This is a genomic window from Streptomyces griseoaurantiacus (genome assembly GCF_036189845.1).
Lineage (GTDB): Bacteria > Actinomycetota > Actinomycetes > Streptomycetales > Streptomycetaceae > Streptomyces > Streptomyces griseoaurantiacus.
The window spans coordinates 3824836-3839965 of the sequence record NZ_CP108326.1; the positions used below are offsets into that span (position 1 = coordinate 3824836).

General features: G+C 75.0%; 11 protein-coding genes. 5 read left to right on the top strand and 6 right to left on the bottom strand.

Going from position 1 to position 15130, the window contains the following annotated elements:
• Positions 1-212: 212 nt before the first annotated feature.
• Both metG and OHB09_RS17095 read right to left on the bottom strand, forming a co-directional pair.
• The gene (gene metG / locus OHB09_RS17090; protein ID WP_191853994.1) at positions 213-1856 is read right to left on the bottom strand and encodes a methionine--tRNA ligase; all 1644 of its coding nucleotides are present in this window, start codon (positions 1854-1856) and stop codon (positions 213-215) included.
• Between the two features lie 94 nt (positions 1857-1950).
• Positions 1951-3576, bottom strand: coding sequence for a VWA domain-containing protein (locus OHB09_RS17095; protein WP_328922197.1), 1626 nt, complete (start codon positions 3574-3576; stop codon positions 1951-1953).
• A 274-nt stretch (positions 3577-3850) separates the two neighbouring features.
• On the opposite strand from OHB09_RS17095, the gene OHB09_RS17100 reads away from it, so the two are divergent.
• Complete coding sequence (locus OHB09_RS17100) at positions 3851-5926, top strand: PhoX family protein (protein ID WP_328923027.1); 2076 nt, start codon at positions 3851-3853, stop codon at positions 5924-5926.
• A gap of 62 nt (positions 5927-5988) precedes the next feature.
• Here OHB09_RS17100 and OHB09_RS17105 read toward each other — a convergent pair whose 3' ends face one another.
• Together OHB09_RS17105 and OHB09_RS17110 are read right to left on the bottom strand one after the other, a co-directional pair.
• The gene (locus tag OHB09_RS17105; protein ID WP_006138798.1) at positions 5989-6435 is read right to left on the bottom strand and encodes a DUF7144 family membrane protein; all 447 of its coding nucleotides are present in this window, start codon (positions 6433-6435) and stop codon (positions 5989-5991) included.
• Positions 6436-6619: 184 nt separating this feature from the next.
• Positions 6620-7459 (bottom strand): helix-turn-helix transcriptional regulator, encoded by an 840-nt coding sequence (locus OHB09_RS17110; RefSeq protein ID WP_093591328.1) that lies wholly within the window; start codon positions 7457-7459, stop codon positions 6620-6622.
• 103 nt (positions 7460-7562) lie between these two features.
• On the opposite strand from OHB09_RS17110, the gene OHB09_RS17115 reads away from it, so the two are divergent.
• Positions 7563-8519: an SDR family NAD(P)-dependent oxidoreductase gene (locus OHB09_RS17115; protein ID WP_328922198.1), complete on the top strand. Its 957-nt coding sequence runs from the start codon at positions 7563-7565 to the stop codon at positions 8517-8519.
• Positions 8520-8523: 4 nt separating this feature from the next.
• Here OHB09_RS17115 and OHB09_RS17120 read toward each other — a convergent pair whose 3' ends face one another.
• Positions 8524-9318 (bottom strand): alpha/beta fold hydrolase, encoded by a 795-nt coding sequence (locus OHB09_RS17120; protein ID WP_328922199.1) that lies wholly within the window; start codon positions 9316-9318, stop codon positions 8524-8526.
• A gap of 54 nt (positions 9319-9372) precedes the next feature.
• Complete coding sequence (locus OHB09_RS17125) at positions 9373-10293, bottom strand: hypothetical protein (protein WP_328922200.1); 921 nt, start codon at positions 10291-10293, stop codon at positions 9373-9375.
• 216 nt (positions 10294-10509) lie between these two features.
• Here OHB09_RS17125 and OHB09_RS17130 point away from each other — a divergent pair, with 216 nt between their 5' ends.
• From OHB09_RS17130 to OHB09_RS17140, 3 genes are all read left to right on the top strand, one after another.
• Complete coding sequence (locus OHB09_RS17130; protein WP_319119559.1) at positions 10510-11889, top strand: hypothetical protein; 1380 nt, start codon at positions 10510-10512, stop codon at positions 11887-11889.
• A gap of 66 nt (positions 11890-11955) precedes the next feature.
• Complete coding sequence (locus tag OHB09_RS17135) at positions 11956-12327, top strand: hypothetical protein (protein ID WP_191892095.1); 372 nt, start codon at positions 11956-11958, stop codon at positions 12325-12327.
• Between the two features lie 4 nt (positions 12328-12331).
• A complete protein-coding gene (locus OHB09_RS17140) occupies positions 12332-15127 on the top strand; it encodes a caspase family protein (protein WP_328922201.1) in 2796 nt (931 codons plus the stop codon).
• Positions 15128-15130: the final 3 nt, after the last annotated feature.

Consider the following 15130-nt stretch of genomic DNA (forward strand, 5'->3'; position numbering starts at 1 on the left):
CGGTCCTCGGCAAGGAGAATGCGATGTTTTCGCAAGCTGGTGTCGCCCCGTTCGTCACGTTGATCGTCGTCCTGGTGATCGCGGCGGTGGCCGGGTACGGCTTCTGGGTGAAGAACCGTTCCCGCTCGAAGAGCGAGGACTGAGGCGGATACGCGGGAGGCCGGTCGAACCTGACGGTTCGGCCGGCCTCTGCGCTGTACGACGTGTTCGACCTAGGCGGTCGGGGGCTCCTCCAGGCGGGGGAAGAGGACCGCGCCCTTGGTGATCTTGGCGCCGGCGGGGAGGCGGCCCCAGTCGGCGGCCTCCTGGACGCGCTGGTCGGCGAGGGCACCGAGGGACGGCTCCGCGCCCAGGGAGTCCCAGAGCTTCTGGCTGGTGTCCGGCATGATCGGGTTCAGCAGGACGGCCATCGCGCGCAGCGACTCCGCGGCCGTGTAGAGGATCGTGGCCAGGCGGGCCCGGCCCTCCTCGCTCCCCGCTGCGCCAGCAGCATCGGAAAAGGCGGTCTTGGCGACCTTCCACGGCTCCTGCTCCGTGAGGTAGCCGTTGACCTGCTTGACGAAGTCGAAGACCGCCAGGATGCCGCCCTGGAAGTCCAGTTCCTCGCCGATCCTCCGGTCGGCCTCCGTGACCGCCTTCGCCAGGCCGGCCCGGACCGCCGCCTCCGCCTCGCCGTCGGCCGTGGAGGCCGGCAGCTCGCCGTCGAAGTACTTGCCGACCATCGCCGCGACGCGGGACGCCAGGTTGCCGTAGTCGTTCGCCAGCTCGCTCGTGTAGCGGGCGGAGAAGTCCTCCCACGAGAAGCTGCCGTCCTGGCCGAAGGCGATGGCGCGCAGGAAGTACCACCGGTACGCGTCCACGCCGAAGTGCGTGGTCAGGTCCTGGGGCTTGATGCCGGTCAGGTTCGACTTCGACATCTTCTCGCCGCCGACCATCAGCCAGCCGTTCGCGGCGACCTTCCCGGGCAGCGGCAGGCCCTGCGCCATCAGCATGGCCGGCCAGATCACCGCGTGGAAGCGCAGGATGTCCTTGCCGACCAGGTGCACGTCGGCCGGGAAGGTCTCCTCGAACTTCTGCTGGTTCTCGTTGTAGCCGACCGCCGTGGCGTAGTTCAGCAGCGCGTCGACCCACACGTAGATGACGTGCTTCTCGTCCCAGGGGATCGGGATGCCCCAGTCGAAGGTCGAGCGGGAGATCGACAGGTCCTGCAGGCCCTGGCGGACGAAGTTCACGACCTCGTTGCGCGCGGACTCGGGCTGGATGAAGTCCGGGTTCGCCTCGTAGTGCGCGAGGAGCTTGTCGGTGTACTCGCTCAGGCGGAAGAAGTAGTTCTCCTCGCTGAGGATCTCCACCGGCTTCTTGTGGATCGGGCACAGCTTCTGGCCCGCGAACTCGCCCTCGCCGTCGAGCAGTTCGCCCGGGAGCTTGTACTCCTCGCAGCCCACGCAGTACGGGCCCTCGTAGCCGCCCTTGTAGATCTCGCCCTTGTCGTGCAGGTCCTGCACGAACTCCTGGACGCGGTCGGTGTGGCGCTTCTGCGTGGTGCGGATGAAGTCGTCGTTCGCGATGTCCAGGTGCTCCCACAGGGGCTCCCAGGCCTCCGTGACGAGCTTGTCGGCCCAGGCCTGCGGGGTGACCCCGTTCGCCTCGGCCGTGCGCATGATCTTCTGACCGTGCTCGTCCGTGCCGGTGAGGTACCACACCTTCTCGCCGCGCTGACGGTGCCAGCGGGTGAGCACGTCGCCTGCGACGGTCGTATAGGCGTGGCCCAGGTGAGGAGCGTCGTTGACGTAGTAGATGGGGGTCGAGACGTAGAACGCCTTCGCCCCCTGCTTCTCGGATCCAGTGGCCGCCATGCCGAAATCCTACTGGCCCGGCGAAGGTGGCTTCACCCGCGTTTCGGGGCGGGCGGTACGGGGTAACCCCGCGCACCGCCCGCCCCGGGGTGTCCTACGGGCGCCAGGAGGCCAGGACGCCCTCGTAGAGCTCCTTGTCGGTGAGCTCGCGGGGGGTGGGGCCCGCGTGGAAGAAGGAGGTGTTCTCCGTCTTCAGCTTGCGCAGGTAGTCGAACGCCTTGTTCTCGTGCTCGCCGAAGGCCACGAAGGAGAAGAAGACCTCCGGGTGCTCGGCGGCCGCGTCCTTGAGCGCCTGGGTGGCCGGGGTCTTCGCGTCGGGGGCGCCGTCCGTCTGGAAGACCACCAGCGCGGGGGTGCCGGGCGCCTCCTCGGCGTGCTTGGCGAGGACCGCCTCGACGGCGGCGTGGTAGCTCGTGCGGCCCATGCGGCCGAGGCCCGCGTGCAGCTCGTCGACCTTGTTCTCGTGCGCGGCGAGGGTCAGCTCGCCGGTGCCGTCCAGCTCCGTGGAGAAGAACGTGACGTGGACGGTCGCCTCGGGGTCCAGGTGGGCGGCCAGGGCGAGGGTCTGCTCGCCGAGGGCCTGCGCGGAGCCGTCCTTGTAGTACGGGCGCATGGAGGCGGAGCGGTCCAGGACGAGGTGGACCTTGGCGCGGGCGCCGGTGAGGCCGTGGGTGCGGAGGGCTTCCTCGGCGGCCTTGTAGGCGGTGCCGAGGCCGGGGGCGGCCTTGCGGATGTGCGACGCGGGCGTCGCCGGGTTCTTCTCCGCGGCCTCGGCTTCGCCTTCGGCCTCGTCGGTTTCCGCGCCCGCACCACCCGTGGCGGTCTCGGCCTCGGGTGCGGACGGCCCGTGTGGGGCTTCCTGTGCGTCGGCGGCCGCGGGTTCGGTCGCGGCGGGGGCCGCTTCCGGCGTGACCGCCTCTGGCGCGGGGGCCGACTCGGGCGCGACGGCCTCGGGCTCGGGCTCGGGAGCCTCGGCTGCCGCCGGCGCCTCGGCGGGCCGGGGCTCCTCCTCGGACGCCTTCGGCTCCTCGGGGGCCTCGGTCTTCTCGGCGGCCTCGGGCTCCTCGGACGCCGCCTTGGGCTCCTCGGTCTTTGCCTCGGACTCCTCGGACGCCGCCTTCGGCTCCTCCGGCGTCGCCTCCGGCGTCGCCTTCGGCTCCTCGACCGTCGTCGGTTCCTCGGCGGCCTGCGGTTCCTCGGCCGGTGCCGGCTCGTCCGCGCTCGCCGGCTCCTCCGTCTCCGTACCCGTCTCCGCCTTCGCCGGCTCGGCCGGCGCCTTCGGCTCCGGTTCCGGGTCCGCCGTCGGTTCCTCGGCCGCGGCCGGGGCCTTCGCCGGGGTCGGATCGGGGGACGGGTCGTGGGTCGCCGGCGGTTCGTCCGTCGGCTTCGTCGGCTTGGGGACCGAGACGTTGTCGAACGCAGCCGACACCAGGTCGTGTTCCCCGCGGCTGTCGCCGCTCTCCTGGCGGGGGTCGGGCACGTGGGCCGTCGCGGCGGCCGGGGCCGGGGCCGGAGTCGGCTCGGTCGACGGGGCGGGGACCTTGGGGGCCGGCGGCCGCGCGGCGGCCGGCTCCTCGGCGGGGGCCGCCGCGGGCTCCTCCGCCCGTGCCGTCTCCTGCGTGGGGAGCCCCTCCGGCTCCGTCGTCACGCTCTCCGTCTCGTCCCTGCGCCCCTTGCGTGAGCGGCCGAACGCATTCCGCAGAAGAGTAAGAAGTCCCATGAGCGCGACCCTTCGCATGAGGTGAGGCCCGTCAATCCCTGGCCAGGACGGACACGTAAGGTTAGCGGTCACGGCTGGTGATCTTCGGCAGGGTACGGCCGGGGGACCCGGCGCGCTACCCGGAACGCCGTACGGGTGACCGTCCGTTCGCCCCGACGCCGTACGGCCACCACGTGTTCACCCCTCATTCGGGCGAGCGTCCCGCTCCCGCACCGGCACCGCGCCTAACGTCTCGCGGACACCGAGGGAAACCATGGGGAGTCGCATCGTGTCCGTGCCCAAGCCGCTGCCGCTCATCGGCTCGCATCCCGGCGGACGATCCGCCCTGACCTGTCGTTTCCGCTGTGGTGACGCCTGCTTCCACGAGGTGCCCAACACCAGCGGCAACGCCTACGCCGGGGATGTGATCGCCGGTGCCGTGCGCCGTCGCGCGCTGCTGCGCGGGGCGGCGGTGACCGCCGTGGTGGCGGCGACGGGCGCGGCCGGGGCCACCGTCGGCGCGCCGGGGGCGAGCGCCGCGCCCGGCGCCCCGGCCGCTCCGGGTCCCGCCGGGAAGGACCGGCGCGGTGCGCGCGGGCTGCGTTTCGAGCCCGTCGCGCCGAACACCGCCGACGCCGTCACCGTCCCGGAGGGCTACCGGCAGAACGTCGTCGTCCGCTGGGGGGAGCCGATCCTGCGCGGGGCGCCCGCGTTCGATCCGGAGAACCAGAGCGCGGCCGCGCAGGCGGGCCAGTTCGGCTACAACAACGACTTCCTCGCGCTCCTGCCGCTCCCCGGCGAGCGCGGCCGGCAACTCCTCGTCGCCAATCACGAGTACACGGACGAGGTGCTGATGTTCCGGGGCTACGACCCCGAGAACCCCACCCGGCGGCAGGTCGAGACCGCCTGGGCCGCGCACGGGCTCTCGGCGGTCGTGGTGGAGGAGGACGGGAGGACGGGGCGGCTCTCCGCGGTGCCCCGGCACCACCTCAACCGCCGCGTCACCGCGACCACCGAGTTCCGTCTCACCGGCCCCGCCGCCGGGTCCGCGCTGCTGAGGACCTCCGCCGACCCGGGCGGCCGCACGGTGCTCGGCACCCTCAACAACTGCTCGGGCGGCACCACCCCGTGGGGGACCACGCTGCACGGCGAGGAGAACTTCAACCAGTACTTCGCGCACGGCTCCCGCGCCACGGACAGCCGGTACGGCATCGGCACCGGGGCCACCGAACGCAAGTGGGAACGGTTCGACAAGCGGTTCGACCTCGCCCAGGAGCCGAACGAGGTCCACCGCTTCGGCTACGTCGTCGAGTTCGACCCCTACGACCCCGCCTCCACGCCCCGCAAGCACACCGCCCTCGGCCGCTTCAAGCACGAGGCGGCGACCGTGCGGATGACGGCGGACGGCCGCCCGGTCGTCTACTCCGGTGACGACGAACGCTTCGACTACTTCTACAAGTTCGTCGGCAGCAAGCGGATGCGCGCGGGCAACGGCCGCGCCGCCCGCGCGCACAACCTCACCCTGCTCGACGAGGGCACCCTCTACGTCGCCCGCCTCACCGGCGACTCCCCCGCCGCCGAGATCGACGGCACCGGGAAGCCGCCCGCCGACGGCGAGTTCGACGGCGGCGGGGAGTGGATCCCGCTGGCCACCGCCACCGCCACCGCCACGGGTGCCGTCTCGCACGTCGAGGGGATGACGGCGGAGGAGGTCTTCGTCTTCACCCGCCTCGCCGGTGACCGGGCGGGCGCCACCAAGATGGACCGCCCCGAGGACATCGAGCCGTCCCCGCGCACCGGCAAGGTGTACGTGGCACTCACCAACAACACCAACCGCGGCAGGAGCGGTTACGCCGCGGCCGACGAGGCCAACCCGCGCAACGCCAACAAGCACGGGCACGTCCTGGAGCTCACCGAGCGCGGCGGCCGTGCCGAGGCCACCGCCTTCGGCTGGTCGCTGTTCCTGGTCGCGGGCGACCCCGAGGACCCCGCCACCTACTTCGCGGGCTTCCCCAAGGACCGGGTCAGCCCCGTCTCCTGCCCGGACAACGTGGCCTTCGACCCGCACGGCAACCTGTGGATCTCCACGGACGGCAACCAGCTCGGCTCCCACGACGGACTGTTCGGCGTCGCGGTGCGGGGCGAGCGGCGCGGCGAACTGAAGCAGTTCCTGACCGTGCCGACCGGCGCCGAGACCTGCGGCCCGCTCGTGCAGGAGCGCCGGGTGCTGGTGGCGGTGCAGCACCCGGGCGAGGTCGACGGGGCGACGGTGGAGCGGCCGGCCAGCACCTGGCCCGACGGGCCGGGCCGGATCGTCCGCCCGGCGGTCGTCGCGGTGTGGCGCGCGGACGGGGCGGACATCGGCGTCTGACGGTCACCGGTGGTGCGGAGGGCGGGCGAGGGGCGCGGCCGGGACGGCCGCGCCCCCGGCCGCTAGCGGGCCGCCGACGGCGGTGTGCGGTCCCGGCCGGCGCCGGACCGGTCCGCGGTGGCCAGGGACCAGATCACGAAGCCGCCCAGGGCGATGGAGATGAGCGCCCACACGGGGGCGTACGGCAGGAAGAGGAACCACTCGATCATGTAGAGGGCCGCGAGGGCGATGCCCACGGCGCGGCCCCACGCGGCGCCGGTGAGGACGGCCCAGCCGGCCAGCGCCAGCAGCGCCCCGACGATCAGGTGGATCCAGCCCCAGCCGGTGAGGCTGAACTTGTACACGTAGTCGTCGACCCGCGCGTACACGTTGTTCGTGGCGATCCCGGCGATGCCGTTGAGCACGCCGAGAACGCCGGTGACCATCATCAGCACCCCGGCGAAGACCGTGCCGCCGGTCGCCCAGGCGGAGCGTCGCGGATGCGATGTGGAAGCGGTGTGCTGAGCCATGGTGCCTCGTCTCCTCGGCGTCTCCTCGGCTTCTTCTCGGCCGATCGGGAGGGTGCCTTCACCGGCAGCTTCACCCGTACGAGGGACGCCCGCGCGGGGGGCTGCGCCGAACGGGTGATGCGGGGGAGGGGGCGGGAGCGCGGCGAGGTGGCGCACGGGCCCGGCGATACGCGGGGCCGGGGGCCTACTCGACGAGGGCCGCGGCGCCCAGGGCGACCGCGAGGCGGGCGGCGTCCTCGGTGCCGGGCTCGGCCGTGTAGACGGTGATGCGGGTGTCGTCGAGGGCGTCCAGGAGCGTGTCGCAGTCGAGCGTCATCCGGCCCGCCCCGGGATGTTCGACGATCTTGCGCCGGGACGGCCCCGGCAGCGGCGGCGGGACGTCGGCGTCCCACAGTTCGCCGAACCGCGGGGTGGCCTCGGCGAGCGCGGCGACCAGCCGCCGCAGCGCCCGGTCGGCCGGGTAGCGAAGGACGGTCAGCCGTAGGTCGGCGACGAGCCGCGCCTCGTGCTCCGCCTGCTCCCGCGCGGTGTGCACGACCCGGCCGGGGGGCCCGGCGAGCGTGCGCCAGACGGCGTTGCGCTCGAGGCCGCGCCAGTGCGAGGTCGTGCCCATCAGCGCCTCGTACGGCCCGTTGGCGAGGACGAGGTTCCAGCTCGCGTCGTACACGACGACCGGGGTGTGCGCGAGACGGTCGAGCAGCCGGCGCACGCTGGGCGCGAGACGCGAGGGGACGACCTCGGGGCCCGGGACGGTGTGCCCGGCCAGCCGGTACAGCAGGTCGCGCTCCGGCGCGGACAAGCGCAGCGCCCGCGCGAGCGCCTCGACCACCTGGGCGGAGGGCGCGGTCGCCCGGCCCTGTTCGAGCCGGGTCAGATAGTCGGCCGAGACTCCGGCGAGGGCGGCGAGTTCCTCCCGGCGCAGTCCGGGCGCCCGCCGTCGCGGGCCGACCGGGACGCCCGCGTCCTCCGGTGCGACGCGTTCGCGCCAGCGGCGTACCGTCCGGCCGAACTCCCACGTCTCCATGGGCCCAGTGTGCGCCGGGCGCCGGGGCGTTGTCCTGGCCCTGGCGTACCCAGGACAACGGGACGGCTGGCTGAGCGCGGTGCCTTCGCCGAGGGTCGGGACCATGACCACCACCGAATCCGGCATCGGCTCCGGAACCGTACTGATCACCGGACCCACCCGGAACCTGGGCCGGTCCGCCGTCCTCGCGATGGCCGGCCGCCCCGCGGCCGAACGCCCCGACCTGCTGCTGGTGGGCCGGGTCGGCGCGGACCTCGCCCGGGTCGCCGACGAGGCGCGCGCCCTGGGCGCGCGGGTGCACGAGATCGGCTGCGACCTGGCCCGGCTCGCCGACGTGCGCGCCGCCGCCGCGGCCGCCCGCGACCTGCTCGGTCGCGGCGCGGTGCGTCCGCTGCGCGCGCTCGTCGCCAACGCGGGCGTCTCCTCCTCCGACGTCCGCACCGCCTCTGCCGACGGTCACGAGCTGACCTTCGCCGTCAACCATCTCGCGCACGCGCTGCTCATCGGGGAACTGCTCGACCGGCTCACCGCGCCCGCCCGGATCGTCCTGCTCGGCTCGAACGTCTACAGCGCCAACCTCCCCCGCAAGGTCATGGGCGTCCCCGAGGCGAAGTGGCGCGAGCCGCTGGACCTGGCCCGGCCCGCCACCGGGGAGAAGAACCCCGGCCTCACCGCCTCCGGCGTCGCCTACGCCAACTCCAAGCTCGCGATCCTGTACTACGCCCACGAACTCCAGCGCCGTGCCGCAGCCGGCGTGCAGGTCCTGGTGTTCGAGCCGGGGTGGATGCCCGGTACCGCGCTGGGCCGGGGCGCGCCCGCCGCCCTGCGGGCGATGGGGCGGGGACTGGCCCGCATGCCCGGCGTCTCCACGCCGAAGCGGTCCGGCCCGGCACTCGCCTCGGTCGTGCTCGACGACCGGTGGGCCGGGCTGCGGGACGGGGCGTTCGTGGTGAAGGACAAGGTGACGGAGGTACGGCCGGTCGCCCACGACCGGGAGCGGGAGCGCCGGCTGTGGGCGGCCACGGAGCACCTCCTGGCGGGGGTGCGGGCCGGGGGCTGAGGCGTCAGAGGCCGGTCCTGAGCAGCCACTGCGCCAGGGTCGCGTTGAACGGTTCCGGGCGTTCCAGGTTGGGCAGGTGGGCGGCGCCCTCGATGATCTCCAGGGTCGAGGCGGGCAGGGCCTCGTGCATCGCCCGTGCCTCGGCGACCGGGGTGTACTCGTCGTCCGCGCCGACCACCACGAGGGCGGGCACGGTGATGCGGGGGAGCAGCGGGCGGTAGTCGGGGCGCACCGCCCGCCCGCGCAGGGCGGCCGCGGCGCCCCTCGGGTCGGTCCCGGTCATCATGCGGCGCACGTGCGCGGCGACCTCGGGGTCCGCGTAGGGCGCGACCATCTTGTACAGCACCTCCTCGGCGTACCCGGCCATGCCCTCGCGCAGCAGACGGTCGGCCATGGCGGCGCGGGCCAGGCGGCCGGACTCGGTCTCGTCGGCGGGGAAGGTGTCGGCGAGGACGATCCCGGCGATCCGGCCGGGGAAGCGGGCGCAGCACTCCATGACGATCTGACCGCCCATGGAGACACCGCCGAGGACGCAGCGGTCGATGTCGAGGTGGTCGAGGAGGGCGGCGAGGTCGTCGGCGAAGACGGACAGGGGCGTCGAGGTGTCGTCCGGGACGGGGGAGGCGCCGTAGCCGCGCAGATCGGGGGCCACGACCCGGCGGTCGGCGGAGAACGCGGCGAGCTGCGGGGCCCACATGCCGCGGTCGAAGGGGTGGCCGTGGACGAGGACGAGGGGGAGGACGCCGGTGCCGGTGTCGCCGGTGGCACCTGTGTCCTCGTGCGCGAGGTACGGGGGCATGGTCGGACCCTAAGGGGTGGCTCGCGGGACGCCGCGACGAGATGTCGTGCGGGGTCAGACGGAGGTGTGCGCCGGGGGCTCGGCCGGGAGCGGCGCGGGGGCGCCGGGTGCCTGCGGCGGTGCGGTGCGGCGCCGGGTGCGGTGTCCCGTGAGCCAGGCCGCGGCGGCGACGGCGAGGCCGGTGGCCAGCAGGGCCCAGGAGACCGTGCGCAGGGTCTCGGTGAGCGCGTCGTAGACCGCGCCGGCGGCCGGTTGCGGGACGTCGTCCGGGACGCCGGACAGGGTCAGCAGCCGGCCGACGAGGACGGCGAGCGCCAGCAGGGCGGCGCCGAGGGCCGTGCCGAGGCCGACCGCGATCACCGCACGGCGCCGGGACACCGCGAGGGCGATGCCCGCGAGGGCGCACGCCAGGGTGGTCAGCGGGAGCCAGAAACCGGCGAACTCGAGCACGTGGAACCCCTTCCGGAAGGCGGTCAGACGGTCGGCGGGGAGCAGGGTGATCCGGGTGTGGGCCACGGGGATGCGTTCCGCGAACGGGACGTGGTCCTCGACGAGCCGCTCCTTCAGCCGCCGGGTGGCGGGCGCGAGGTCGAGGGTGACGGGGGCGGTCCGGGGCCCGTCCTCGCGCAGGGCGCGCAGCACGGCGTCGTGCGCGGCGAGGTTGGCGGTGCCCCAGGCGGAGCGGAAGGCATCGGTGCCGGTGAAGGAGCGCACGGCGTCGTGCACGTAGGTGTGCACGGGCTCGCGCAGCGGGGGCCGGACGTCGATCTCCCGCATGATGTCGTCGGTGACCGCCGTGGCGATCGCCTCTCGCACCCCGGTGTCGGTGGCCAGCGGCGCGGTGGTGGCGGCGTAGCGGCCGGTGTCCCCGATGCCGTGGGTGGCCCAGACCGCGAGGACCGCCGGCGGGGCGAGCAGGCAGGCGGCGGCGAGGAGGGCGGCGGCGACCGGCGGGCGGGCGGAACGGCGGGACACGGGTCAAGCGAAGCGGAGGGGTGGGCCGGCGGCCAGCGGGAAGGGGCCGATCGGGGTGCCCCGCGGGGGCCCGCGGGGCCGCATGTCGAGGGCCCCGGCGCCCCCGTTCGGCCCCGTAGCGGGTTACGGTGCTGGACGGACGTACGTGCACCTGCGTGACCGGTGCGCCCGGACGCGTGCGGAACGCGTGCGGGGCACTCGAAGGGGGAGGGAACGATGCCCGGAACCGTGCTGCTCCTCGCGGCCTCACCGGCGGGCAGGGGGCGCCTCGTGGACGCGGCCTCCGTGCTCCCCGTCCTCGCGGCCGTCGCCCCGGCGGTGCTGTCCGGCACGGAGACCGCCAACGTCGTCGAGCTGGCCGACCCGCTGGAGCCGCAGGCCGTGCTGACCAGGCTGCGCGCGGCGGCCGCCGCGCCCGGCCCGCTCACCGTCTTCCTCGCCGGGCAGCTCCAGCTCGACCGGCGCGGTCACCAGCCGCACGTGGCGCTGGCCCGCTCCACCCCGGCGACCGTGCGCTACACCGGTTTCCCCTGGCAGTGGATCACCGAGGAGCTGCGGCTGCGGCCGCCGGGCGCCACCTCCCTCGTCGTCGACCTGCACGCCGATCCGGAGGCCTGGCAGCACCTGGCCGCCCGGCCGCTCACGGCGGGGCCGGGCGTGAGCCTGTACGGGCGTCTGGCGCCGCCTCCGCCGCGGCGGGCGGTCGCGGCGCCGACGTACATGAAGGCGGTGGCCACGCTCCTGCGCAGCGGCCACCGGCCGCCGCTCCCCCAGCTCCACCAGCAGGCGCTGGCACGGCTGGCGGAGGAGACGGGGGCGTACGGGGACACCGTGCTGACCTGGGACGCGGCGGCCGGGCCCGGGGCGGGCGTGCCGGTGCCGCGGCCGGCGCCCGGTGCCGCACCGGCGCCGGTACCCGCCCCCGTCCCGGTCGCCGTCCCCGCGCCCGCCGCCGGGACGGCGCCGGTGCCCGCCCCGTCCCCCGCCCCGGAACCGCCCGACCCGCACGCCGCGATCACCGCCGCCGTCCAGGGCGAGCGGCACGAGGAGGCGCAGGCGCTGGCCGCGCGGTACGAGGAGGAGGCGCTGAGCGCCCACGGCCCGGCCTCCGAGCAGGCGTTGCACTGGGCCGAGGTGCGGGCGGACCTCGCGATGTTCGCGGGTGATCCGGTGCGCAGTTGCCGTACCTGGCTGGCGGTCGCCACGACCCGGCTGTGGGCGCGTCAGGCGCCGGACGCGCCGGCGGTGGAGAACGCGGTGGACCGCGCCCACCACCAGTGGGCGCGGATCGAGGACGTGGAGCAGGCCCGCGAACTCGGCGCGGAGCTGGCCGAGTTGCGGGCCCGTGTGCCGGGCCGCCGCACGGGCGCCCTCGCCCATGTCCGCCTGCGGCTGGAGAGCCTCGGCGCTCCCGGACGCGCCGAGGCGGAGCAGGCGGAGAAGTCCGAGCAGTCCGAGCAGTCCGAGCAGGCGGAGAACTCGGAGCACTCGGAGCTGGCGGAGCAGTCGGAGCAGGCGGAGAGCAGCGAGGAGGACGCGGCGGGGGAGCGCGCCGGGGCCGCCGAGGAGGAGCCCTCGGTGCAGCACGCGCGGTGACGGCCGGGTAACAGCGCGGCGCAGAACCCTCCCCACCCTTCCCCCGCGGTGCCATGATGGTGAGTCATGGCTGAGGGGGATGGAGTGGCCGACCAGGGGATCCGTGTACGACTGTCCGGTTCCGCCGACGAGAGCGACATCGACGCGCTGAAGAGCTGGCTGGAGCGCGAGCAACCGCTGGAAGCCCTGGTGCGCGAGGGCAAACTGGTCATCCAGGTGCGCTCGGACACCGCCGGGGCCGGGGAACGCGGCAGCCCCATGGGGCTCGGCATGGAGATCTTCCTCGCGTTCGTCGGGGGCGCCTCCGGCGAGCTGCTCCGCCGGGTCACGGGCACGGTCGAACGGGCGTTCCACGCCTGGCAGGAGAACCGCCGCGACGTCGAGAGCGGTGATCCCCCCGACGGCCGCGTCGACGCGGTGACCCCCGACGAGCGGTAGCCCCGTGGAACTCTTCGACCCGCGCGGACACGCCAACCGCGCGCTGCTGGTCGGCGTGTCCGCGTACACCTACACCAAGCCGCAGCCCGACGGCGTGCCCGGCCACCTTCCGGCCGTGGAGCACAACGTGGTGCGGCTGCGGGACGTGCTGCGCCGGGGCGGGGTGTTCGCCGAGGGGGAGATCGCCCTCGCGCGCTCCCCCTCGCAGGAGCGCTTCGGGCACGCCCTGCGCACGGCGGTCCGGGAGGCCGAGGGGCTGCTGCTGTTCTACTTCGCCGGGCACGGGGCGATCCCGGCCGCGGGCAACGAACTGTTCCTGCAGCTGCGCAACGCCCGGGTGGTCGCCGGTGAGCACGCCGTGTTCCCGGGGGCCGACGCGTTCAGCAGCGTGCTCACGGAACTCGCGACGAGCCGGGCGCGGCACGTCGTGGTCATCCTCGACTGCTGCTTCGCGGGGAACGCCGCCCGGGTGTGGGAGACCCTGCCGGACAAGCGGCGGATCTCCCTGCTGATGAGCGTCCAGGCCAACCACCGCATCGACGCGGGCCCGGACAACAGCCCGACGCCGTTCACCGAGCGGCTGATCCACCTGCTCGGCCGGGGCGACCCGATGGCGTTCCAGGACCTGTGGGAGCCGCTGCACCGCCACATGCGCGCCCACCACCGCACGCTCCGCGAGGAGCCCTGGGACCCGCAGAGCAGGACGGCGGCGGAGCGGGACGTGCTGCTGGTCGCGCCGGGACCCGGGCCCTCGGTGCCGATCACGCCCACCCCGGACCGGGGCACCGCCACCGGCACCGGTGCGCTCACCCCCGCCCTCCGGGCGCCCGCGCCCGAGCCGCTCGGGCGCCGGCTGCGCACCGCCCTGCGGCGCAGCGGCCAGGTCACCCTCGCCCTGACCGGCCTGGGCAGGGGACTGCGGGACCTCGACGGGGGCGCGGGCGACACCCCGGGGACCGGGTCCAGGAAGGGCCCGCGCCGGCCGCCAGGGCGCGGAACGGGGGACTCCCGCCACTGGTACGGCTTACGGGCCCCGTCCCGGCGCGAGGGCGCCCGGGACAGCGACGGCGGTCCCGGCCCGGGCCGCTCCGGCCCCCGCGTCCGGCGCCTGGTCACCGTGTTCTCCCTCGCCCTCGCCGTCCTCGCCACCTCCTACGGCGGCTACGCCCTCTTCGGACCCGGCGGGGACACCCTGTGCGGGCCGCCCCTGGAACTGCGGGTGCTCACCGATCCCGACCTGGAGCAGCCGGTCGGCGCCGCCGCCGGGGCCTACCTCACCTCCGCCGCCAACACCGCCTCCGACGGCTGCCGGCGCACCGGCATCACCGTCTACAGCGCGGGCGCCGCCGACGTCGTCACCGCGCTGCGGCAGCGGACCGGGGACTGGCGGGACCCGCGCGACGAGGACAGCGACCCCCAGCGCGACGTGGGCGCCCAGCCCGACGTGTGGCTGCCCGCCTCCCGCGCCGACGTCGCCCGCGTCACCGCCGAGCGGGACACCGAGTCGCAGGCCGCGCTGCGCACCCTCGGCACGGTCGCCCACTCCCCGCTCGTCCTCGCCGTTCCCGACCGCCTCGCCGCCCCCGCGGGCGAGCGCTCCGGCCGGACCCTGGCCGCCCTGCTGGCCGCCCTCGCCGAGCGCGACCCGGACGCCGAGGTACGGCGCCCCGACCCGGAGTTCACCGACACCGCGCTGTTCGCCACGATCGGCCTGCACGGCCGGACGGAACCCGCGGTCGCCGCCGGGGAGCAGCGTGTCGCCCAGCCGGGACCGCCCTCGCCGACCGCCGCCGACCTGCTGTGCGCGCTCCCCCAGAACGGCGCCGCCGACCGCCGCACCGGCGCGCTCGTTCCCGAGTTCCTGCTGCGCAGCGGCGTCGGCTGCGCGCGCACCACCCGGGTGGACCGCAGTGCCGAGTACCCCTCGGACGTCCCCGCCGTCGAGCCCGCCTTCGTGCACGTCCACTGGGAGGACGCCGACCGCGACGAACCCCGGCGCACGGAGGCGGTCGAGGACTTCTACGACTGGCTGAGGAAACCGTCCGGGGGGCAGCGCGTGCTCGGCGCCGCCGGGTTCCGCACCGCCGCCGACGGCCACGCCCTGCTCGATGCGGACCGGGCCGCGCACGGCGTGCTGCGCGCTCCCGGTCCGCTGCCGAACGGCGCGTCCCCCGCCGCCCTGGAGTCCGCGCTCGCCGCCTACCGGGGAGCCCACGGCCCCGGCCGGGTGCTGTTCCTGCTGGACAGCTCCGGGTCCATGGGCGGCCAGTGGCACGGGCCGAGCGGCGGCCCCGGCATCCTGAAGCAGTCCCTCGGCGGGCTCGGCGACCGGGACGAGTACGGGGTGTGGGGGGTCGCCTCCGAACCGGGCGCGAAGAAGCCGTACCGGACCCTGCTGGCGTTCGGACAGCACCGGCGCCAGGAGGCGGAGGAGACCCTCGACCGCGAGGCCGTGGTGCGCGACGCGGAGTCCGATCCGGACGCGGCGCTGCGTGCCGCGCTGAAGGAGATGGCGGGCCGCGGCACCGACGACGACCGCCCGGAACTGATCGTCTACATCACCGATGACGAGGACGGCACCCGGCTCACCGGCGCCCGCTTCGACAGGCTGCTGGACCGGGCACGCACGACGGGGGTGCCGGTCGCGATGGTGTCGCTGACCAACGGCGGCTGCGCCCGCGTCCGTCCCGACGCGCGGATCGCCGAGGCGAGCGCCGGCCGCTGCCTGGACGCCGACGGGGACCTCGGCGCGGGCCTGAAGGACGAGGTGGCGCGCGCCGGAACGGGAGAGGACGGATGAGGG

Bases quoted from the DNA above. Each gene is read 5' to 3' on its own strand.
- metG (WP_191853994.1), bottom strand. From the start codon at position 1,856: ATGGCGGCCACTGGATCCGAGAAGCAGGGGGCGAAGGCGTTCTACGTC.
- OHB09_RS17095 (WP_328922197.1), bottom strand. From the start codon at position 3,576: ATGGGACTTCTTACTCTTCTGCGGAATGCGTTCGGCCGCTCACGCAAG.
- OHB09_RS17105 (WP_006138798.1), bottom strand. From the start codon at position 6,435: ATGGCTCAGCACACCGCTTCCACATCGCATCCGCGACGCTCCGCCTGG.
- OHB09_RS17110 (WP_093591328.1), bottom strand. From the start codon at position 7,459: ATGGAGACGTGGGAGTTCGGCCGGACGGTACGCCGCTGGCGCGAACGC.
- OHB09_RS17115 (WP_328922198.1), top strand. From the start codon at position 7,563: ATGACCACCACCGAATCCGGCATCGGCTCCGGAACCGTACTGATCACC.
- OHB09_RS17120 (WP_328922199.1), bottom strand. From the start codon at position 9,318: ATGCCCCCGTACCTCGCGCACGAGGACACAGGTGCCACCGGCGACACC.
- OHB09_RS17130 (WP_319119559.1), top strand. From the start codon at position 10,510: ATGCCCGGAACCGTGCTGCTCCTCGCGGCCTCACCGGCGGGCAGGGGG.
- OHB09_RS17135 (WP_191892095.1), top strand. From the start codon at position 11,956: ATGGCTGAGGGGGATGGAGTGGCCGACCAGGGGATCCGTGTACGACTG.